Source organism: Pseudomonas sp. D2002 (assembly GCF_013385735.1).
Classification (GTDB): domain Bacteria; phylum Pseudomonadota; class Gammaproteobacteria; order Pseudomonadales; family Pseudomonadaceae; genus Aquipseudomonas.
In genome coordinates this window covers 59,299-78,876 of sequence record NZ_JACAPL010000024.1, presented here as the reverse complement: position 1 = coordinate 78,876, position 19,578 = coordinate 59,299, and the positions used below count along the sequence as shown (strand labels likewise).

The 19,578-nt window shown below is 61.0% G+C and carries 20 protein-coding genes and 1 pseudogene; 10 read left to right on the top strand and 11 right to left on the bottom strand.

All coding sequences use genetic code 11. From position 1 onward, the window contains the following. Positions 1-86 precede the first annotated feature (86 nt). The 8 genes from HX783_RS29030 to HX783_RS28995 form a co-directional block, all read right to left on the bottom strand. Positions 87-2,582, bottom strand: coding sequence for a LuxR C-terminal-related transcriptional regulator (locus HX783_RS29030; protein WP_177019151.1), 2,496 nt, complete (start codon positions 2,580-2,582; stop codon positions 87-89). A 242-nt stretch (positions 2,583-2,824) separates the two neighbouring features. Then, positions 2,825-4,183, bottom strand: coding sequence for a DUF1329 domain-containing protein (locus HX783_RS29025; RefSeq protein WP_177019150.1), 1,359 nt, complete (start codon positions 4,181-4,183; stop codon positions 2,825-2,827). 26 nt (positions 4,184-4,209) lie between these two features. Next, complete coding sequence (locus HX783_RS29020) at positions 4,210-6,000, bottom strand: DUF1302 domain-containing protein (protein WP_159959773.1); 1,791 nt, start codon at positions 5,998-6,000, stop codon at positions 4,210-4,212. 575 nt (positions 6,001-6,575) lie between these two features. Next, positions 6,576-7,487 (bottom strand): SDR family oxidoreductase, encoded by a 912-nt coding sequence (locus HX783_RS29015; protein WP_159959775.1) that lies wholly within the window; start codon positions 7,485-7,487, stop codon positions 6,576-6,578. Between the two features lie 181 nt (positions 7,488-7,668). Then, the gene (locus HX783_RS29010) at positions 7,669-8,571 is read right to left on the bottom strand and encodes an alpha/beta fold hydrolase (RefSeq protein WP_177019149.1); all 903 of its coding nucleotides are present in this window, start codon (positions 8,569-8,571) and stop codon (positions 7,669-7,671) included. Beyond that, positions 8,571-9,353, bottom strand: coding sequence for a class II aldolase/adducin family protein (locus HX783_RS29005; protein ID WP_177019148.1), 783 nt, complete (start codon positions 9,351-9,353; stop codon positions 8,571-8,573). The genes HX783_RS29010 and HX783_RS29005 overlap by 1 nt, the downstream gene beginning before the upstream one ends. A 139-nt stretch (positions 9,354-9,492) precedes the next feature. Then, positions 9,493-10,179: an LrgB family protein gene (locus tag HX783_RS29000; protein WP_159959781.1), complete on the bottom strand. Its 687-nt coding sequence runs from the start codon at positions 10,177-10,179 to the stop codon at positions 9,493-9,495. After that, on the bottom strand, positions 10,169-10,555 hold the full coding sequence (locus tag HX783_RS28995; RefSeq protein ID WP_159959783.1) for a CidA/LrgA family protein: 387 nt from the start codon (positions 10,553-10,555) through the stop codon (positions 10,169-10,171). The genes HX783_RS29000 and HX783_RS28995 overlap by 11 nt, the downstream gene beginning before the upstream one ends. A gap of 99 nt (positions 10,556-10,654) precedes the next feature. Between HX783_RS28995 and HX783_RS28990 the strand changes: the two genes are divergently transcribed. Then, positions 10,655-11,551 (top strand): LysR family transcriptional regulator, encoded by an 897-nt coding sequence (locus HX783_RS28990; protein WP_159959785.1) that lies wholly within the window; start codon positions 10,655-10,657, stop codon positions 11,549-11,551. Here HX783_RS28990 and HX783_RS28985 read toward each other — a convergent pair. Beyond that, entirely contained in the window at positions 11,532-11,987 is a 456-nt protein-coding gene (locus HX783_RS28985) for a flavodoxin (protein ID WP_159959787.1), read from the bottom strand. The two genes, HX783_RS28990 and HX783_RS28985, sit on opposite strands and share 20 nt — an antisense overlap. Before the next feature lie 131 nt (positions 11,988-12,118). On the opposite strand from HX783_RS28985, the gene HX783_RS28980 reads away from it, so the two are divergent. Both HX783_RS28980 and HX783_RS28975 read left to right on the top strand, forming a co-directional pair. Beyond that, positions 12,119-12,580 (top strand): PAS domain S-box protein, encoded by a 462-nt coding sequence (locus HX783_RS28980; RefSeq protein ID WP_159959789.1) that lies wholly within the window; start codon positions 12,119-12,121, stop codon positions 12,578-12,580. A gap of 64 nt (positions 12,581-12,644) precedes the next feature. Continuing rightward, on the top strand, positions 12,645-13,250 hold the full coding sequence (locus tag HX783_RS28975; protein ID WP_159959791.1) for a hypothetical protein: 606 nt from the start codon (positions 12,645-12,647) through the stop codon (positions 13,248-13,250). A 2-nt stretch (positions 13,251-13,252) separates the two neighbouring features. On the opposite strand, the pseudogene HX783_RS28970 reads toward HX783_RS28975, so the two are convergent. Beyond that, positions 13,253-14,212: pseudogene (locus HX783_RS28970) on the bottom strand (MerR family transcriptional regulator). 214 nt (positions 14,213-14,426) lie between these two features. Between HX783_RS28970 and HX783_RS28965 the strand changes: the two are divergent. The 6 genes from HX783_RS28965 to HX783_RS28940 are packed head-to-tail and all read left to right on the top strand — an operon-like array spanning position 14,427 to position 17,362. Continuing rightward, positions 14,427-14,987: an antibiotic biosynthesis monooxygenase gene (locus tag HX783_RS28965; RefSeq protein ID WP_159959795.1), complete on the top strand. Its 561-nt coding sequence runs from the start codon at positions 14,427-14,429 to the stop codon at positions 14,985-14,987. Positions 14,988-15,044: 57 nt separating this feature from the next. Then, entirely contained in the window at positions 15,045-15,755 is a 711-nt protein-coding gene (gene folM / locus HX783_RS28960; RefSeq protein ID WP_177019147.1) for a dihydromonapterin reductase, read from the top strand. Positions 15,756-15,775: 20 nt separating this feature from the next. After that, positions 15,776-16,336: a GTP cyclohydrolase I FolE gene (gene folE, locus HX783_RS28955; protein ID WP_053257937.1), complete on the top strand. Its 561-nt coding sequence runs from the start codon at positions 15,776-15,778 to the stop codon at positions 16,334-16,336. A gap of 2 nt (positions 16,337-16,338) precedes the next feature. Next, a complete protein-coding gene (gene folX, locus HX783_RS28950; protein ID WP_003194073.1) occupies positions 16,339-16,710 on the top strand; it encodes a dihydroneopterin triphosphate 2'-epimerase in 372 nt (123 codons plus the stop codon). A 21-nt stretch (positions 16,711-16,731) separates the two neighbouring features. Beyond that, positions 16,732-17,028: a DUF1244 domain-containing protein gene (locus HX783_RS28945; protein WP_065908484.1), complete on the top strand. Its 297-nt coding sequence runs from the start codon at positions 16,732-16,734 to the stop codon at positions 17,026-17,028. Then, a complete protein-coding gene (locus tag HX783_RS28940; protein ID WP_177019146.1) occupies positions 17,021-17,362 on the top strand; it encodes a HopJ type III effector protein in 342 nt (113 codons plus the stop codon). The genes HX783_RS28945 and HX783_RS28940 overlap by 8 nt, the downstream gene beginning before the upstream one ends. Before the next feature lie 182 nt (positions 17,363-17,544). Here the strand turns inward: HX783_RS28940 and trxB are convergent, their stop codons facing one another. Further along, positions 17,545-18,507 carry a thioredoxin-disulfide reductase gene (gene trxB / locus HX783_RS28935; RefSeq protein WP_003194076.1) on the bottom strand — a complete coding sequence of 321 codons (963 nt, stop codon included), beginning with the start codon at positions 18,505-18,507 and terminating at the stop codon, positions 17,545-17,547. A 286-nt stretch (positions 18,508-18,793) separates the two neighbouring features. On the opposite strand from trxB, the gene cysZ reads away from it, so the two are divergent. Beyond that, entirely contained in the window at positions 18,794-19,558 is a 765-nt protein-coding gene (gene cysZ / locus HX783_RS28930) for a sulfate transporter CysZ (protein ID WP_177019145.1), read from the top strand. Positions 19,559-19,578 lie beyond the last annotated feature (20 nt).

The window sequence follows — 19,578 nt, the reverse complement described above, 5'->3', positions numbered from 1 at the left end:
TCCAGTCAACACATACTGTGACTGACCCACCGCTTTCGCGAGCAAGCCCGCTCCCACAGGTTTTTGCCCTTAAAGGGGTTTTGTGGCTACCCCATCAACCCCAACATCTTGGCCTTCGCCACCGCCTGCGTGCGCCGCTCCACACCCAGCTTGCTGTGTATACGCCGCGCATGAGTCTTAACCGTGTGCAAAGAAATAAACAGCCGATCCGCGATTTCCAAATTTGAATTACCCAAGGCGATCAACTGCAACACTTCCAACTCCCGCTGGCTCAACGGGTTCTCCGCCACCCCGGTGGACGACGTTTGCGCCTCCAGGCCCAACTCACTCAACAACCCCGGCGAGCGCAAACGCAGCTCACGAATCGCCTGCTGCACCTGGCAACGCCCCGCCAGCTCCAAACCAGCTTGCAGCGCGCTGCGGGCCAACGCCGGATCCCCCAGTTGCCAGGCGACCTCGCCCAGCACCAACTGCAATTCAGTTTCCAGGCAGAGCATGCCGCGTTGCCGGGTGGTATCCAGCAAGGCCTTCAGCCGCTCAATAGGTTGCTCGGCACAGCCCAGCTTGACCTCGGCCAGCACCAGCAAATACTCCAGGCGCGGGATGAGTTCCAATGTGGCCGGCGGTGCTTGCTTGGCACAAGGCCCGCGAAAGTGACGCAGCACCCGACGCACCGCTTCCAGGGTCAATTCGGCGCGGCCCTGCTGCAACCAGAAGTGCCCACTGACCAACAGCAGCACCGCGCGATACACCGTGTCCGGCACATGACGTTGCTGCATCAACCGCTCGGCCTCGCGCAGTTGAATAAAGGCCTGGGCGTAATCGCCACGATTCGCCGCCAGCAGCGCCAGGCCGAGAAACCCATACAACACGCGCTTGTCCTGGCTGTGCAGGCACATCGTCAAACCGGCCTCGAAGCACTCGGCGGCCAGGCTGTCCTGCCCCTGGCGCAACGCCAGGTGCCCACGCCGCAACGCGATCCGCCCCGCCAAAGGCCCGGCCTTGAGTCGCTGGCGAACCAGCATCGCCTGCACATTTTCCAGCAGGCTTTGCGCCCGATACGGCGCGCCGCGTTGCTCCAGCAATTGCGCGTGATCCAGCTCCAGCAACGCCTCAAGCACTAACGAGCCATGGGCGCGGGCCAGGCACAGGGCTTCGCGGTTCAAGGCTTGGCCCACGTCCAGTTCACCGCGCAGCAAGGCTTGCTGAGTCAGACCCGACAGGCACATCAGGCGCGAGGTCCAGGCGCTGTCGGGCAAGGCTTGCAGCGCCTCCAGGAAATGCTCGCGGGAACGCTCGGCATCGCCGCTCAAATGCAACAGCCAGCCCCATTGCGCCTGCCAGCGCGCCAGCAGATAACGCTGTTGCGCCGCCGTCGGTTGCGGCGCGAACCGGGCCAGTTGGTCGATACACACGGCCGCCTGGTCGAAGCGCCCGGCAAACAGCAATGCCGCCGTGACCAAGCCGACCAGTTGCGCCGAACCGAGCATCAACTCATCGCCATGCTGCTCATGCAGACGCAACAGCAGCACCGCGTTCTGCTGGCGGAACAGGTCTTCGAAACTGAAGTGTTGCAGCAGACTCACCGCCACTTCATAGGCTTCGGCCAGCAGCGCCTGTTCGAAGGCGGCCTGCCAATCCTCTTGTGTGGTGAACCATTGGCAGGCGCGTCGGTGCCAGCCGCGCTTGGCCGGCCAAGGCTCATCGCGGATCAACTGCGCCAAGGGCGGGAATACCTGCAGCCAATCGGTGGTGTCTTCCCACGGCTGGATAAACGCACCGAGCGCTTGCAAATCGCGCAGGTACTGATCGCCGTCGCCAGCACCGAACAGGTGCTCACACAGGCTCGGATTGAACCGCGGCAAATGCGCCAATACGCGCCAGGCCTCGGCCAGTTCGGCGGGCAAGGTGCTGAAGAGTTCGTGTTGCAGGTAGTCGAGCAGTGTCTTGTCCGGGTGACCGTCGCCCAGCAAAGCGATGCGCACGCCCGCGCACCAGCCGCCGCTGAATTGCATCACGCTGTCGACGCTTTGCACGGGGCCGAGCAACTGCTGGATTTCCGCAGGGCTGAACATCAACTCGCTGCACGCCAATAACTCATCGTCGAGCAGCAGGCGCGGCCAGTTGCACAGCGGGCGCCGCCGCGTGCCCAGCCACCAGGTCAGCGTCGGGCTGGCGGCGGTGAGCAAACGGTCGAGCAAGGCGTCCAGTTCGGGGGCGGGCAGGCGACAGAAATCATCAAGGAATATCCACGCCGTGGTTTGCCAGCGGCTGAGGTCGAGCAGCAAGGTGGCTTCGTCGATAAACGCCAGGCCAAGGTTTTGCGCCAGCCGGGCGCAGAACGCATCGGCGCTGAGTACGACGCCATTGAGCGCCAGCCAATACACTTGGCACCCCACCGGCGCCTGCAACGCACACTCGGCGAGCAACGCGCTCTTGCCGCTGCCGCCCGGCGCGCAGAGCAACTTCACCCTGACCTGCGCCGCGAGCAAAGGCTCGGCCAAGCGTGGGCGCAACAGGTGGTGGGCGGACAGCCGTGGCATGAATCCAGGACGGTCCAGGCAGCGTGTCATGGCGGTCATTGCTGCATCCTGCTTTTTATTGTTATGCAACCTGGCGCCTACCCTAGTCCTGTGGTCGGCGGTTGTTGAAGAAGTATTCAGCGGGGTGATTTATAGCCATGCACAAAACCAAATGTGGGAGCGGCGGTGCGACGATTCGACTTGCTCGCGAAGGCGGTGTATCAGTCTAATCATTCGGTGACTGACACTCCGCCTTCGCGAGCAAGCCCGCTCCCACATTTTGATCCCGGTTGGATTGAGGGTCAGCGCACGCCCTCAGACCTCAACGCCGCCGGGGTGTAATCCGCCGCCTTGGCCGCAAAGCCGAACACGAAACTGTGTTTCTCCTCATTCTTCATCCCCAGCGCGATGTAGCGCCCGGCGATGATGTCGTAAAGCGTTTCCACGGTGTAGGCCGGCACTTGGTGGTCGTAGTAGAACTGCGCATGGCCTTCGGCGACACGCCACAGTTGGCCACGGCCGTCGTAGTGATCCACCAGCGCGACTTGCCAGCTGTCTTCGTCGATGTACATGTGGCGCTTGGCGTAGATGTGCCGCTCGCTCGGCTTGACGGTGCCGACCACTTCCCACACCCGGTGCAGCTCATAACGGGTCAGGTCCTGGTTGATATGCCCGGCCTTGATGATGTCGTCGTACTTGAGGGTCGGCGAATCGAGCTTGTAGCTGTTGTAGGGGATGTACATCTCTTTTTTGCCCACCAGCTTCCAGTCGTAGCGGTCGGGGGCACCGGAGAACATGTCGAAGTTGTCGGTGGTGCGCAGGCCGTCGGAGGCGGTGCCCGGGCCGTCGTAAGACACTTGCGGGGCGCGGCGCACACGGCGCTGGCCGGCGTTGTAGATCCAGGCCAGGCGCGGCTCCTTCACCTGGTCGAGGGTTTCGTGCACCAGCAGCACGTTGCCCGCCAGGCGTGCCGGGGCGGTCACCGATTGCTTGAAGAAGCTCAGCACGTTGGCCGCCTTGGCCTGGTCGATATCCGGGATGGCTTGGGGCACCGCCACTTCTTCTTCGAAGCGGATCGGCGTGTAGCTGCCATTCGTTTGCGGAGTGGCCTGGGTGATGATGCGCTTGAGGTTGCCGCCGTGGTAACGGGTGATGTGGTTCCACAGCACCTCAACGCCATTCTTCGGAATCGGGAAGGCGTAGTAGCGGTTGCCGGTGAAGTTTTCCAGGCCATTGCCGTCGTTGATCGCGTGCACGTTCAACGCGCTGCGCTTGATCGACTCGTAGATGTCCGGCGGCAGGTTAACCGTGCGGTGGGTCGGGTACACCGGGATCTTGTAGGTCTCGGGGTAGCGCTTGAACATCGCCACCTGGCCGTCGGAGAGTTTGTCTTTGTACTTGTCGACCGTGGCGGCGGTGATCACGAACAGCGGTTTTTCGTTAGCAAACGGGTCGGCCAGAAAGCCCTTGCTGTCCACCGCACCGGCGTTTTTGGGGATGCCGCCGGTCCAGGCCGGGATCGAGCCGTCGGCGTTGCCGGCTTTTTCGGCGCCGACCGGCGTAAGGCTGGTGCCGAGCTTGGCGGCTTCTTCAGGCGACACCGCCGCCATCACGTGGGTGGCCAGCAGACTCAGGGCCATCACTGCAAATATCTTACGCATAGGTTGTTGTCCTTCCTTAAACCCGATCAGAAGTTCACGCCGAAGCTGAGGGCGATAAAGTCGCGGTCGGTGAGGGTGTTGTAGTCGCCGCCGAAAAAGTCGGTGTAGCTAAGGCTGGCGGTGTAGGTGTTGCGGTAGTCCGCATCCACGCCGACGCTGATCGCCTTGGCGCCTTCGTTGAAAATCCCGTTGGGCCCGTAACCGCTGACGTCATGGGACCAGGACAAGTTGGGCTTGAGGTTCACCCCGGCAAACACGTTGTTGTAGTCGAGGATGGCGCGGGCGCGATAACCCCAGGAGTTGGCGGTGACAAAGCCATCGGTATCGCCTTGGAAACCATAGGCGCCGTACACCGAGTCACGGCCGTAGCGCAGTTTGGTTTTGGCCTCCAGCCCGCCGACGTGCACGAACGCCGCCTCACCCACCAAGGTCAGGCGTTCGGCGCCCAGCACCTGGTCGAAGAACTGGGTCATGGTGCTCTGGATCTGGGTGATTTCCTTGCGGCGATAACCGGCGTTATCCGAGCCGAACGAGCTGCGGATCGGCGAGGCGGTTTGGCCGGCGATCGGGTTGACCAGCGCCAGGGTCAGGTCGGTGGTGTTGAGTTGCACCGGCGCATTCGGGCGATAGCTGATTTCGCCGGTCCAGGCGGTGCCGGTGGGCAAAGTGGTGGAAAAACTGGCGCCGTACAGGCGAATGTCTTCCGGGTAATCGAGGTAATACTGGCCACGCCCGAGCATGGTGCTCTGGGCCAGGCCCGAGCCGCTGCCAGGTGCGATGGCATTGGCGGTGGCCGCAATTCGGCCGATGGTCGCCAGGTTGGTGTTGGCGGTCAGCGTGCCCACGGTCGGCGTGCGGCTGTGGTAGTTCATGAAGTACAGGCCGTACTCGGTGTCATCGCCGAGCCAGCGCAAGGCCGCACCGAACTGGCCGCCATCGCGGGCTTCGCGGTCCTTGGCGCGCTGCACCACCACGCCTTCGCGTGTGACTTGAAAGCCCTGGCCGAACGCTGCGGCCACCGGTTGCAACGGCGCAATCGCCGGGCTGCCGACGGTGTAGTTGCTGTTGCAGCCGTGGGCTACCACGTCGTTACCAAAGAAGGTGCCGCAGTTATCCACCACGGTGTTTTCCCAGTTCAGTTGGTAGAAACCTTCAACCGAAAGCTGATTGGTGAGGCTCTGGGAGGCAAACAGCATGTTCACCGGAATCAGGCCTTCCTTGATCTCCGCACCTGGACGGCGGAAGGCCGACACGTCGATGGGGTTGATGCTGTTGATCGAGTTGCCGATGAACGTACTCTCGCCCCAACTCACCACTTGCTTGCCGACGCGCACGTTGCCGGGCAGATCGCCAATCGAATAGTTGTGATAGACGAAAGCGTCGAGCAGTTCATAGCCGGAAGAGCGCGCGCCTTCGTCGCGATGGTGGTTGCTGATCTGTTTGAACTCGCGGTCTTCGTCCTGCAGTTCGAAGTCGTACCAGTATTTGCCGCGCACGAATACGCCGCTGTCGCCGTATTTGAGCTCCAGGTCGTGGATGCCCTTGAAGATCTTGGAGAAGGTCTCGCCCTTCTTGAAATTCAGCCGCCCGTCATCACCGGTAGACGCCTGCCCCGTGCCGCCATTGGGCACGCCCACCAGCTTTTTGTCGGCATCGCGCATGCCCCAACTGGCGCCCACCGACAGCGAGGAATCGAATTGCCCTTCGATCTCGCCAATGTTGAACGAAACAGCCTGTGCCTGGGCGCAGCAGCCCAGTGCAACCGCCGCAGCCAGCGCCTGTGGCGTGAAGATGGCGCGCATTGTTGTTTTTGTCATGCGTCTTCCCCGGTGAGTGACAGAAGGCCCCACCCTACTGCCGCTCGTCAGGAGCGATAAGCGCACCAAAGGGGTATTCGCAGTGTCGCTCGAAAGGATTAACAGGCGCTCTGGCCGGGGTTTGCGCACGGCTATGGATTGGATAGATGACGGGTTATCAAAAAGATAGATAGGCCGATGATCGTTCCCACGCTCCGCGTGGGAATGCCTCCAGGGACGCTCTGCGTCCCTCTGAAGCCCATCACCGCCTGCATTTCCATGCGGAGCGCAGGAACGATCGTTACTGATTTTGCAACAGTCCTTGTCCTGAACCGCTATTACTCATTTTGTTACAGACGACTATTCTAAGCGGGCTTTCAGGGCAAACAGCCCGCTTGTGTAAAAGCAGGAAAAGTCTGATTCCAATAGATTGACCCGTTGAATCAATCTATTACCGCTGTTCACTGACGTTGATTTGTCGCTCCTTGATCCAACGTCTTACTTCGGCCGCTGCCTTTGCAGCGGCCTTTTTTATGCCCGCAATAAAACGGGGCGCTATCAGCGCCCCGTCAGATTCAATCGTGTTCAAGCAACGATCAGAGGCTGAACTTCTGCAAGTTGGCCATCATCTCCTTCAATGCCTCGATATTGTCCTTGGGGTGAGCCGCGCCTTCAAAGTCGCAAATCTGCGCCCAGTGCGCCGCCACATCATCCGGTGAGAACCCGGCTTCGGGGTCAAACCCCACACCCAGGCTGCGCTCCCAACGGGTCTTGCCGATCCAGCCGCCGCCCACTTCAAATAACCCCGCCGTTTCCTGGCATGCCTCGCTGCCCAGGTACACCACCAACGGGCTGACCAGCTCCGGTTTGAGGCGCTCGAACACTTGCGGCGGAATCAGGCCTTCGGTCATACGCGTGCCGCCGGTAGGGGCGATGGCGTTGACCAGGATGTTGTTCTTGCGCCCTTCCAGTGCCAGGGTGCGGGTCAAGCCATACAAACCCAGCTTGGCCATGCCGTAGTTGGATTGGCCGAAGTTGCCGTAGATGCCTGAGGTGGACGCGGTAAAGATCACCCGGCCATAACCCTGCTCGCGCAAATGCGGCCAGGCGGCGCGAGTGACTTTGTAGGCGCCTTCGACATGCACCCGGTAAACCAGGTCCCAGTCGCTGTCGTCCATTTTGTGGAAGGTCTTGTCGCGCAGAATGCCGGCGTTGTTCACCACCACATCGATGCGACCAAACACGTCGAGCGCGTGCTGCACGATTTTGTCACCGTCGGTGACAGAGTCATGGTTGGCTTCGGCAATGCCGCCCGCCTCGCGGATCTCGGCGACCACGCGGTCGGCAGCCGACGCATTGGCGCCTTCGCCCTGGGTAGAACCGCCGAGGTCATTGACCAGCACTTTGGCACCGTGCCTGGCGAACAGCAGCGCATGCGCCCGACCCAACCCACCGCCGGCACCGGTGACGATCACGACCTTATCCTGGAACTGCACTGACTCACTCATACCGAACTCCGCTGGCCACAATGGGAATGGCTTGAGTGTCAGGCACACAGCCTCTGGTCACAATAAAGTCGGCCGAGGCTGAATGGTGCGCGATAAGGCAGCGGGATGATCCACCACCTTCTCAGTGGCGAGCCCGCTAGCCACAACAGACCCGCTTGCCACAGGAAGCCCCTTGTGCAGCTCAGGAATAGGCCACGCGCGGCGCCGGCTGGCCGATGCGCTCGCGAAACGCCAGGTAATGCTTGAGCACCAGCACCGGCGCTTCAATCTGCGGGTAATGGCCGATATTGGCCAGCAACACCGTGTCAGCATGCGGCACCAATTGGTGATAACGCTCCACCATGTGCGCGCCGGAGATCGGGTCGACTTCGCCATCGATCACACACAACGGCACTTCGCCACGCTGCATCGCGTCCACCCAGCGCTCCCGCAATCGACGGCGCTGGGGAATGTAGGCGATCAGTTTGTGCAGGATGCGCGTACCGTCATTGCAATTGATCAGGCTCCAGAAATCATCCAGCGCGCTTTCACTGGGCCGCGTAGTCGGGCCGAAAATCTGGCTGAAACTGTTCGACAAGGCATTGCGCCCAAACGCGCGGCCGATCATCCAGCCGAGCGGGCTGAGCAGTAGCTTCTGCACCAGCGCCGGGCGATGGGTTTCCGGAAATAGCCCGCCATTGAGGAACACGCAGCTGGCCATCTGAAACCGGCCTTCGTAATGGCGGGCGAGCAGTTCCTGGGCGACGCTGTCGCCGTAGTCGTGGGCCAACACGTGCACCGGCTGCTCCACGCGCAGGTAGTCGAGCAACGCCTGTTGCAGATCGGCTTGTTCCAGCAGGCAATAATCGTGGTCCACCGGCTTGGCCGATTCGCCGAACCCCAGCATGTCGCACGCGATCACCAGGTTGCGCTGGGCCAGCGGCTGCCACAGGTAGTGCCAGTCCCAGCTGGCGGTGGGGAAACCATGAATCAACAGCAGCGGTTCGCCCTGCCCGGCCACCCAGTAACGGATCTTACGGCCACGGAAGATGAATTCCTGGCTACGTTTGCGCCAGGCTCTGAGCGGGATTTCGGCGAGTGGCATCAGCTTTTATACCCGGGATCTTGCAGGTCCAATTTACGCAGCAGCGCCGGCCAGGCCAGCGCGCCCCCCATACCTTGGGCACTCTTTGTGACAGCCGCCACCATGGCCTTGGCGCCCGCAAGAATCTGCGGCTCGATGCTAATCAATTCGGCCGCGCCGTTTTGCGCCAGCACCTGGATATCGCAGGCACGCTGGAAGGTGAACATCATCAGGAACGTGTCGGCGATGGTGCCGCCGCAGGTCAGCAGGCCATGGTTGTGCAGCATCAGGAAATTTTTTTCGCCCAGGTCTGCCTGCAGGCGCGCTTTTTCTTCAGGGTTAAGCGCCACGCCTTCGTAGGCGTGATAGGCCAGGCTGGCAAGCACGAACAACGATTGCTGGCTGATCGGCAACACGCCCTGCTTCTGGGCGGAGACGGCCACACCCGACGGTGTGTGGGTGTGTATCACGCACGCCACATCGTGGCGCACTGCATGGATGGCACTGTGAATCGTGTAGCCCGCAGGGTTGATCTCGTAGGGGCTGTCCATCAACTTGTTGCCGGCCTGATCAACCTTGACCAGGCTTGAGGCGGTGATTTCGTGGAACATCAGCCCGTAGGGGTTGATCAGAAAATCATCGGTGCCCGGCACCTTGGCGGAAATATGCGTGAAGATCAGGTCATCCCAGCCATGCAGTGCCACCAGGCGATAGCAGGCCGCCAGCTCGACACGGGTTTGCCATTCGGCAGCGCTGACCTGGTCTTTGACATTCTGTGGCGATAGAACGGGGGCTAGGCTCACGGTAACGACCTCCTTGGCACATTTTCTTATTATTTTTTGAGTGAGGGGCCAGTCTAGTCAGACGACGTAGCGGAAGGAGTTGCCTTCGCAGCCAGCTTGATGACTGAGCGAGTCACCCAAGAGAATAGTCCATGCGGCGTCAGAGAAGCGCCGCCAATAAAGGCACGGCGAACAGGTTGAGCAAACCCGTCAGCACCATCACCAGCCCCGCCACCGAGCCTTCTTCGCCGCCCACTTCCCGCGCGCGGCTGACGCCCGCGCCATGGGCGCCCACACCAAACAATGCACCACGCGCCAAGGGCGTACGCAGCGGCAACCATTTAAGCAGCACGCCGCCGAGCATGGCGCCGAACACGCCGGTGAACATCACAAACACGGCGGTGAGTTCCGGTACGCCACCAAGGTCAGAGGACACCGGCATGGCAAACGGCGTGGTGATCGAACGCGGCAACAACGACATCGTCACCGAACTGTTCAACGCCAGCGCCTTGGCCAACCCGAACGAGGTGCCGATAGAGGCCGCGCTGCCCGCGACCATCCCCAGCAGCAACGCCGACCAATGCCGCGCCAACAGGCGGCGCTGCTGCCAGATCGGCACGGCAAACGCCACGGTCACCGGCCCCAGCACCAGCATCAGCCAATGGGTGTCGGTGGCGTATTCGGCGTAGGCGGTTTTCATCGGCACGGCCACCGCCAGCAACAGCGCGGGCACCAGGATCAACGGCGATAGCAGGTAGCGGCCGGTGCGACGATAAATCCAGCGACTGAAGATGTAGGCGCCCAGGGTCAGGGCGAGCCAGAACACTGGCATCAGTTCAAGCTTCACGGCGCATGCTCCAGCGGCAGACCATCTCGACGGTGAACGCCGTCACCAGCATCACCGACAGCGTGCTGAAGCCGATCACCAGCAGGATGCGCCAGCCGTCATTGCGCACCAGGCCGCCGTAATCGAGCAGGCTCATCAGCGCCGGGATAAAGAACAGCAGCATTTCTGCCATCAATACACCGGCGCCCAATTGCAGGGTCGCCGGCTTGACCAGGCCACTGGCGAAGGTCGCCAGCAACAGGCCCAGGCCGACCACGCCGCCGGGAATCGGCCACCCAAACCACACCGACAGTTGAGTGCCGAGCAGGTAGATAGCCAGCAGTACGACCAACTCCGTCAGCAGACGGCCAAGGTGTTTGAAGGTGAAACGTTTCATGAGCTTTGGGTCCTCGCAGGCGACCCATTTTAAAGAGACCGCCCCCATCCCCACAGCGAATTGTTAGACTGCCAACTATTCCAATCTGGAATCGAAGCGATGGAATTCAAACAGCTGCGCAGTTTTGTCGAAGTGATTCACCGCGGCGGCTTTACCCAGGCCGGTAAAACCTTGCACATCAGCCAATCGGCCGTCAGCAAGCAGGTGGCGCAGCTGGAGCAAAGCCTGGGCACACCGCTGCTGGAACGCACGGGCTCGCACATTCGCCTGACGGCCGCTGGCGAGGTGGTCTTGCAGCGCGCCGAGGCCATGTTGCGCCTGCAGACCGAGTTGCTCAGCGAGCTGGATGATATGCAGCAACTGGCCCGCGGCGAACTGCGCCTGGGTCTGCCGCTGTTGGCAGGCGATACACTGTTTGCCGGGCTGTTTGCCGAGTACCGCAAGCGTTATCCCAAGGTCACCATTCAACTGCTCGAAGGCGGCAGCCGGACGATCGAGCAGGCGATTCTCAGTGGGGAGTTGGACGTGGGCGGCACCTTGATGCCCAGTGATCCGGCCTTCGCCTGGCAACCGTTTTGCGATGAGCCACTGGACGCCTTGCTGCCGATGGATCATCCATTGGCCGAAAACGCCCATGTGCGCCTGGAGGAATTGGCGGACACACCGTTCCTGATGTACCAGCGCAGTTTTGTCCTCAACGACCGGTTGATGCAGGCCTGTCAGCAATTGGGCTTTACGCCGAAGGAAATTGGCCGCAGCGGCCAGGCGGATTTTCTGGTCGCCCTGGTCGCCGCCGGCCAAGGCGTGGTGCTGTTGCCCAGCGTGGTCGCCCGTGGGCTGGTGCGACCGGGCGTGGTACGCCTCACACTCAAGGCGCCCGACTACCTGCGCTGGGACATTGCCTTTATCTGGCGTGAAGGCGCCTATCTGTCCAAGGCCGCCCAGGCCTGGCTGGCGTTGCTGCGTGAGTTTCCGGTCAACCGCGCAGTGCAGTGACCAGCTCGGCCAGCCACGGCTCGGCGTCGGCTTCCGGGGTGACGCTTTCACTGGCGTCCAGGCGCAGCATCGGCAGCACTTCGTGTACGCCCAATTCGGCGAACAGCTCGCGCATTTGCTCGCCACCGCCACAGAAAGTGTCGCCGTAGCTGGCGTCGCCCAGGCCGATCACGGCACCGGGCAGGCCGCGCCAGGCGGCGGGCAGTTGGTCGCGGATGGTCGAGTACAGGGGTTGCAGGTTGTCGGGCAGTTCGCCCATGCCGGTGGTGGAGGTCACCGCCAGAAAGGCCTCGGGGGCGAAGGCCTGCACGTCGGCCAGGGTCGCGCGAGGGTTGTGCCAGGCTTCAAAACCGGCCGCATTGAGGAGGCCGGCGGCGTGACGGGCAACTTCTTCAGCCGTGCCGTAGACCGAGCCGGAAAGGATGGCGACTTTCATCAATCTGATCCTGTGGTTGAGCGAAAGCGTGGGATATTAGCAGCTGACGCAAATTTTTCAGCGCACACCGTGCAACATTCAACGCTCGCCCTCACTCCAAATTTTAATACCCGGCCATGGACCGCTCGATAATGATCAACGCCAAGCTGATGCAGATGGTCATCAATGCCTCCAACGACGGCATCGTCGTCGCCGAACGAGAAGGCAAAGACAAACCGCTGATCTACGTCAACCCTGCCTTCGAACGGCAGACCGGCTACACCCTCGACGAAATCCTCTATCAGGACTGCCGCTTCCTGCAGGCAGGCGACCGTGACCAGCCGGCACTGATAGCGATTCGTGAGGCGCTCGACAGTGGCGCCTCGTGCCGGGAAATCCTGCGCAACTATCGCAAGGACGGCACGCTGTTCTGGAACGAACTGTCGCTTTCGGCGGTTTATAACGAGGCCGACAAGCAGACGTATTATGTTGGCGTGCAAAAAGATGTCACCGTCCAGGTCAAAGCGCAGCAGCGTGTCACCCAGCTGGAAGCCCAAGTGGCGCAACTTAAAGCGCAATTGGCGGCGCTCAAAACGACGAGCGGAAATAACTAAGTGTAAAAAATGCGGCCTTTAGAGCGATAATGGCTTTTTAATGTCTCATCGTTGAGCTACATCAATGCACCGCGACGCTCTATTGACGCAGGACGAACTGGATTTTATCCAGGACATGCAGCACAACCCGCAGCTCAACCTGCGGGATGCGTGGTCGAGCCTGACCGTCAATGGCGGTGCGCAGATTCGCGATTTGCTCACGCGGCTGGCCGCTCACGACCACGTCACCATCCAGGCGCAGTTCGACAATCAGCAACTGACCTTTCCGCTGCATCTGGTGGAAGACGAGTTTCATGCTGTGCATTTGCGCTTGGGCGTGCCAAGCATTTTTGAAGACGGCCCGATGATTCGGCCCTGGCGGCTGGCGCTTGAAACGCCAGTGGCGTTGGAGAACGTGAGGGGCAACCCGGGCGCTCTTTGGGTGCATGAAGTGTCATTCAAGGGCGTGCTGGTGGAAATTCGCGGCCGGGTCAAACCGCCGAAAACCTTTTCCCTGTGGTTCAGCCCGTCCGGTTACGAGCGCATTGCGCTGCGCGGCTCGCTGGAGCGGGAAACCGCCCGCGGCTTGTTCGCTTACCGCCTGAGCCAGAGTGATGCCGATGAAATCGAGCGCCTGCGCCAGTTCATTCTGCACCAGCACCGTCTGGTTCACCCGCACGTACACGCCTGATTTCAGGTATCCAACTGCCCACCGAGAAACTGCTGCAAACGCCGCTGCATCAGACGCCCTTCACTGCCCAGGCAGCCGATGGAAGACCCCGCCAGTTCATCCTGGGCCATGTCCGACGCGGCACCGGCAAGGAACAGCGGGCAATCCAGGGTCAACGCCAGGCGGCTCAGGCGCCCTTGCAGGTCCTGAGTTTGTGAGTGGTTGGAGAACACGATCAGCGCCTGGGGCCGGGTCTTTTCACAGACCAGGGTCAACTCATCCAATGGCTGGCCCATCTCCAGCACCCTCACGGCCAAGTCATCCCGACTGATCAACAGCGCCGCCACCAGCAATTCCAATTGACGGCATTCACCGGGCATTGCAGCCAGCACGACCCGCAGCACCGGTGCGGCGCAGGCGTGCTGCAGACGTTGCGTGGCGTGCCCGCGCAGAAACGCATCGAAGAACAACCACTCGCTGGCCTGGCCGAAACGGCCCTGATGGCGATGCAGCTCATTCCAGAGCGGCATGAGGATGTCTTGAAATGCCACACTGAGCGGGTACATCGAAAAAATCTGGCCGTACACATGTTCAAGCGTTCGATCATCGAAAGCGCTGACGGCCAGCTTCAACCGCGCTTGCTATTGCGGCCATTGCGCGTCCTCGCCGGTGTCTCGTTCAGCGCGCACGGCTGCTGCCTGCTGATCGTCACGAGCGAGAATCTTGCCGACCTTGCTGACGGCCACACCCCGTCCGATCCAATCGAGAATACGCTCGATTGTTTCAATATCGGCTTTGGAGTAGAGGCGGTGCCCGCTTTCGGTGCGCGTGGGCTGAATCAGCCCATAACGACGTTCCCAGGCGCGCAAGGTGACCGGGTTGACACCTGTCAATCTCGAGACTTCACGGATCGGCAACAGCTCATCGGAATCAGCGAGGTTGAGGTGGGTGATTTCACGAGTAGGAGCAGTAATCTCAGACATCAGCGGCCGGAAACATCCGTGTGGATTTGGATCCCATTTAACGCTTTTAGACTTGTCCTTTTCAAGGCCTGCTCTGTCAGACCAATGTCACTGGCGTATTTTTACAAAACAGGAATAATCCTTGCCTGTTTTTTCTACGTCGCTGCACCACCCCGCAGCCTCGTTCGTGTGCCACCTACCCGGTTCGGCGCACCCGTACATTTGGAGATACACAATGTCTACCTCTCCCGTCACCCTGATGGTTGCGCGCCGCGTGGCCAAAGGGCGCTATGAAGACCTGATGGCCTGGCTGCGCGAAGGCGAGCAACTGGCCACTGACTTTCCCGGTTACCTGGGTTCCGGCGTGCTTGCACCGCCACCCAATGACGATGAATTCCAGATCATCTTCCGCTTCGCCGACGAAAAAACCCTGCATGCCTGGGAGTTCTCTGCCTCGCGCAGCGCCTGGCTAAGCCGGGGCAGCGAGCTGTTTGCAGACCCGTCCGAGCATCGCGTGAGCGGTATCGATGGCTGGTTCGGCGCTGTGGGTGCACGGCCGCCGCGCTGGAAACAGGCCGTGGCAATCTGGTTGGCGTTTTTCCCGGTGTCGCTGCTGTTCAACTTCGTCCTTGGGCCGCTGCTCAGCGAGCTGGCCCTGGCCCCGCGCGTGCTGGTCAGCACCATGGCGCTCACGCCCTTGATGGTTTACTGGTTCATCCCGCTGTCGACGCACCTGCTGGCGAGCTGGCTGCACCCCGCCCCGCCACCGCGCAAGGTCACCGAAGCCGCCGCTTGAGTACAGGGGCGCCCGGTCGCTGGTATAGTTTCAACCTGCCAGCGACTTGAGCCTCCCATGACTGCAACAGACGCCCCGATCCTGATCACCGGTGCCGGCCAGCGTGTCGGCCTGCACTGCGCCGAGCGCCTGTTGGACGAGGGCCATTCGGTGATTTTCAGCTACCGCAGCGAACGCCCGGGCGTTGACAGACTGCGTGATCGTGGCGCGATCGGCGTGTTTGCCGACTTCTCCAGCGAGGCCGGGATTCTGGCCTTCATCGCCGAGCTGAAAACCCACACCGACAGCCTGCGTGCGATCATCCACAATGCCTCGGCATGGGTCGCAGAAACACCCGGCGACGAAAGCCGCGCGTTTACCGACATGTTCAGCGTGCACATGCTTGCGCCGTACCTGATCAACCTGCATTGTTCACCTTTGCTGCAACGCTCGACACCTGCCGATATCGTGCATATCAGCGACGACGTGGTGCGCAAGGGCAGCCGCCAGCACATTGCCTATTGCGCCACCAAAGCCGGGCTCGACAGCCTCACGCTGTCGTTTGCCGCGCAGTTCGCGCCGCTGATCAAGGTCAACGGTATTGCGCCGGCCATGGTGATGTTCAACGAGGGCGACGACGCGGCTTATCGCGCCAAGGTCCTGGCCAAGTCCGCACTGGGCATCGAGCCCGGGCCCGAGGTGATCTATCAGAGCGTGCGTTACCTGCTGGACAACCCTTATGTCACCGGAACCACCCTGACCGTCAACGGCGGGCGGCATATCAAGTAAGCCGTTTGTGAGGATGTTGTATGACCTTGTCCCTGCCCCAACACTACCGCGAGATCCTCAAAGGCCTGGGCGAAGACCCTGAACGCGAAGGCTTGCTCGACACCCCCAAGCGCGCCGCCAAGGCCATGCAGTACCTGTGTCACGGCTACGAGCAGAACCTGGACGAAATCGTCAACGGCGCGCTGTTCGCCTCCGACAACGACGAGATGGTGATCCTCAAGGACATCGAGCTGTATTCGCTGTGCGAGCACCACCTGCTGCCGTTTATCGGCAAGGCCCATGTGGCCTATATTCCGACCGGCAAGGTGCTGGGCCTGTCGAAGCTGGCGCGCATTGTGGACATGTATGCGCGGCGCCTGCAGATTCAGGAAAATCTCACACGGCAAATCGCCGATGCTATCCAGCAAGTCACCCAGGCCGCCGGCGTGGCGGTGGTGATCGAAGCCAAGCACATGTGCATGATGATGCGCGGTGTGGAAAAACAGAATTCAACCATGAACACCTCGGTGATGCTCGGCGCCTTCCGCGAGTCGAACACCACGCGCATGGAGTTCCTGCAACTGATTGGACGGAGCAAGTAGCAATGCCACAACTTCAACCAGGCATGGCGCGCATCCGGGTCAAGGACCTGTGCCTGCGCACCTTTATTGGCATCAACGAGGACGAGATCCTCAACAAGCAGGACGTGCTGATCAACCTGACCATCCTGTATGCCGCTCAGGAAGCGGTGCGCGATAACGACATCGACCACGCGCTGAACTACCGCACCATCACCAAGGCCATCATCGCCCACGTCGAAGGCAACCGCTTCGCCCTGCTGGAGCGCCTGACCCAGGAACTGCTGGACCTGGTGATGAGCAACGAGTCGGTGCTGTACGCCGAAGTCGAAGTGGACAAGCCCCATGCGCTGCGCTTTGCCGAGTCGGTTTCCATTACCCTGGCGGCCAGCCGCTAACCCTGAATCTGCGTGAGCCCTATGAACGATCAACAACGCCTCGAACTTGAAGCCGCCGCCTTCCGCCGGCTGGTGGCCCACCTGGACAGCCGCAAGGATGTGCAGAACATCGACCTGATGAACCTCTCGGGCTTCTGCCGTAACTGCTTGTCGAAGTGGTACAAGGCCGAGGCCGACGAGCGCCACATCGAGCTGAGCCTCGATGACGCCCGTGAAGTGGTGTACGGCATGCCGTACGCCGAGTGGAAAGCCCAATACCAGAAAGAAGCCAGCGCCGACCAACAGGCGGCGTTTGCCAAAGGAAAAACCCATGACTGACCTGAACACCCTGCGCACCAGCCTCAACAGCGGCGAACACGTGTTTGCCGACACCCTGGCCTTTGTTGCTGCCGGTTACGACTACCAGCCGCAAGCCTTTACCAATGGCAGCGTGGAGAACGCCGCCGGGCAGAACGAAGGTTCGTGCAAGACCCTGGGCCTCGCGCTGCTGGAAGGTCTGAGCGACCAGGAAGCGCTGCTGGCGTTTGGTGAGCATTATCGTTCGGTGGTGGCGACGCCTGAGGGCAGTGACCATGGCAATATTCGGGCGTTGATTGCGCAGGGTTTGGCTGGGGTGAAGTTTGCCGCGCAGCCACTGACCCGCAAATCCTGAGTCAAACACAAATCAAAAATGTGGGAGCGGGCTTGCTCGCGAATGCGGTGTATCAGTCACCAGATGTATTGACTGACACTCTGCATTCGCGAGCAAGCCCGCTCCCACATTTGAGCTGCGGTGCGGCATAAATCGCCGGCATAAAAAAACCGGCCTCAGCCGGTTTTTTCATTTCAACGGGTTTAGAACGAAGCGTCCTTCAAACCGTCGAGGTAACGCTCGGCATCCAGGGCCGCCATGCAACCGGCGCCGGCCGAGGTGATGGCCTGGCGGTAGACGTGGTCTGCGACGTCACCGGCGGCAAAGATGCCTTCGATGTTGGTCGCGGTAGCGTTGCCTTCACGGCCGCCTTGCACCACCAGGTAGCCGTCTTTGGCTTCCAGCACGCCTTCGAACAGCGAGGTGTTCGGGGTGTGGCCGATGGCGATGAACACGCCGTCGACTTTCAGCTCGTCGAAGCTGCCGTCGTTGTTTTTCAGGCGAGCACCGGTCACGCCCATGTTGTCGCCCAGGACTTCGTCGAGGGTGGCGTTGAGCTTGAGGATGATCTTGCCTTCAGCGACACGGGCGTGCAGCTTGTCGATCAGGATCTTCTCGGCGCGGAAGGTCTCGCGGCGGTGAACCAGGGTCACGGTGCTGGCGATGTTGGCCAGGTACAGCGCTTCTTCCACGGCAGTGTTGCCGCCACCGACCACGGCGACCGGCTTGTTGCGATAGAAGAAACCGTCGCAGGTCGCGCAGGCGGAAACGCCCTTGCCCATAAACGCTTCTTCCGACGGCAGGCCCAGGTAACGGGCGCTGGCGCCGGTGGCGATGATCAGTGCGTCACAGGTGTAGACGCCGCTGTCGCCGGTCAGGCTGTAAGGCTTTTTCGAGAAGTCGACTTTGTTGATGTGGTCAAAGACGATCTCGGTTTCAAAGCGCTCGGCGTGTTCTTTCATACGCTCCATCAGCACCGGGCCGGTCAGGCCGTGGACATCGCCCGGCCAGTTGTCGACTTCAGTGGTGGTGGTCAACTGACCGCCCGCCTGCATGCCGGTGATCAGCAGCGGCTTTAGGTTGGCCCGCGCAGCGTAGACGGCAGCGCTGTAACCGGCAGGGCCGGAACCGAGAATAATCACTCGCGAATGACGGGTATCAGACATGACTCACTCCTATCGACCGCCCGGACAACACAGGACGGCTGGAATAAAAAAGGACCGCGAAGCACTTGGGGAAGTGCTTGAACTCGCAGGCCCTGAAAAATAATGGGTGCAGCGTATCGAGGGGGGCAAGATTAAGGAAATACGGAATAACAATCCAGCTCATAGGTGGTCTCTATGCAGTCCACCCGATTAATCGACGCCATTGTTACCATAGATGTCGCCGCTTCCGCACTGAATGCAAAGTCGGTAAGGTCGGCGCGTTCGCCCTTTTTGCTCGGAGTTCTCCATGCCCGCCCCTGCTCTTTCCGGCCCGCAATACCTGCGTGAAGGCCTCAAGCTGGTGCTCAGCCCAGGCCTGCGCTTGTTTGTGCTGTTGCCACTGGCAATCAACCTGGTGCTGTTCGTCGGTTTGATCTACTTCGCCGGCCATCAGTTCAGCCTGTGGGTCGACACCTTGATGCCAACGCTGCCGGGCTGGCTGAGTTTTCTCAGCTACATCCTGTGGCCACTGTTCGTGGTGCTGGTGGTGCTGATGGTGTTTTTCACCTTCACCATGCTGGCGAATATCATCGCGGCGCCGTTCAACGGCTTTCTCGCGGAAAAAGTCGAAGTGGTGGTGCGTGGCACCGACGACTTCCCGCCGTTCAGCTGGGGTGAATTGGTGGCGATGGTGCCGCGCACACTGGCGCGAGAAATGCGCAAGCTGGGCTACTTCCTGCCCCGCGCCATTGGCCTGTTTATCCTGTCGTTCATTCCGGTGGTCAACCTGATCGCCGCGCCGCTATGGCTGCTGTTCGGCGTGTGGATGATGGCGATCCAGTACATCGACTACCCGGCCGACAACCACAAGCTGGGCTGGAACGAAATGCTCGCCTGGCTGCGCCAGAAGCGCTGGCAGAGCATGAGCTTCGGTGGGATTGTTTACCTGGTGTTGCTGGTGCCGGTGGTCAACCTGCTGATGATGCCCGCAGCGGTGGCCGGGGCTACGTTGTTCTGGGTGCGCGAACAAGGCGCCGAGGCCATGGCGACGCAGAAACTGACCAAGTCATAAATCCATCATGCCGATGACAC

Bases quoted from the DNA above. Each gene is read 5' to 3' on its own strand.
- HX783_RS29030 (WP_177019151.1), bottom strand. From the start codon at position 2,582: ATGACCGCCATGACACGCTGCCTGGACCGTCCTGGATTCATGCCACGG.
- HX783_RS29025 (WP_177019150.1), bottom strand. From the start codon at position 4,183: ATGCGTAAGATATTTGCAGTGATGGCCCTGAGTCTGCTGGCCACCCAC.
- HX783_RS29020 (WP_159959773.1), bottom strand. From the start codon at position 6,000: ATGACAAAAACAACAATGCGCGCCATCTTCACGCCACAGGCGCTGGCT.
- HX783_RS29015 (WP_159959775.1), bottom strand. From the start codon at position 7,487: ATGAGTGAGTCAGTGCAGTTCCAGGATAAGGTCGTGATCGTCACCGGT.
- HX783_RS29010 (WP_177019149.1), bottom strand. From the start codon at position 8,571: ATGCCACTCGCCGAAATCCCGCTCAGAGCCTGGCGCAAACGTAGCCAG.
- HX783_RS28995 (WP_159959783.1), bottom strand. From the start codon at position 10,555: ATGAAACGTTTCACCTTCAAACACCTTGGCCGTCTGCTGACGGAGTTG.
- HX783_RS28990 (WP_159959785.1), top strand. From the start codon at position 10,655: ATGGAATTCAAACAGCTGCGCAGTTTTGTCGAAGTGATTCACCGCGGC.
- HX783_RS28985 (WP_159959787.1), bottom strand. From the start codon at position 11,987: ATGAAAGTCGCCATCCTTTCCGGCTCGGTCTACGGCACGGCTGAAGAA.
- HX783_RS28980 (WP_159959789.1), top strand. From the start codon at position 12,119: ATGATCAACGCCAAGCTGATGCAGATGGTCATCAATGCCTCCAACGAC.
- HX783_RS28975 (WP_159959791.1), top strand. From the start codon at position 12,645: ATGCACCGCGACGCTCTATTGACGCAGGACGAACTGGATTTTATCCAG.
- HX783_RS28965 (WP_159959795.1), top strand. From the start codon at position 14,427: ATGTCTACCTCTCCCGTCACCCTGATGGTTGCGCGCCGCGTGGCCAAA.
- folM (WP_177019147.1), top strand. From the start codon at position 15,045: ATGACTGCAACAGACGCCCCGATCCTGATCACCGGTGCCGGCCAGCGT.
- folE (WP_053257937.1), top strand. From the start codon at position 15,776: ATGACCTTGTCCCTGCCCCAACACTACCGCGAGATCCTCAAAGGCCTG.
- folX (WP_003194073.1), top strand. From the start codon at position 16,339: ATGCCACAACTTCAACCAGGCATGGCGCGCATCCGGGTCAAGGACCTG.
- HX783_RS28945 (WP_065908484.1), top strand. From the start codon at position 16,732: ATGAACGATCAACAACGCCTCGAACTTGAAGCCGCCGCCTTCCGCCGG.
- HX783_RS28940 (WP_177019146.1), top strand. From the start codon at position 17,021: ATGACTGACCTGAACACCCTGCGCACCAGCCTCAACAGCGGCGAACAC.
- trxB (WP_003194076.1), bottom strand. From the start codon at position 18,507: ATGTCTGATACCCGTCATTCGCGAGTGATTATTCTCGGTTCCGGCCCT.
- cysZ (WP_177019145.1), top strand. From the start codon at position 18,794: ATGCCCGCCCCTGCTCTTTCCGGCCCGCAATACCTGCGTGAAGGCCTC.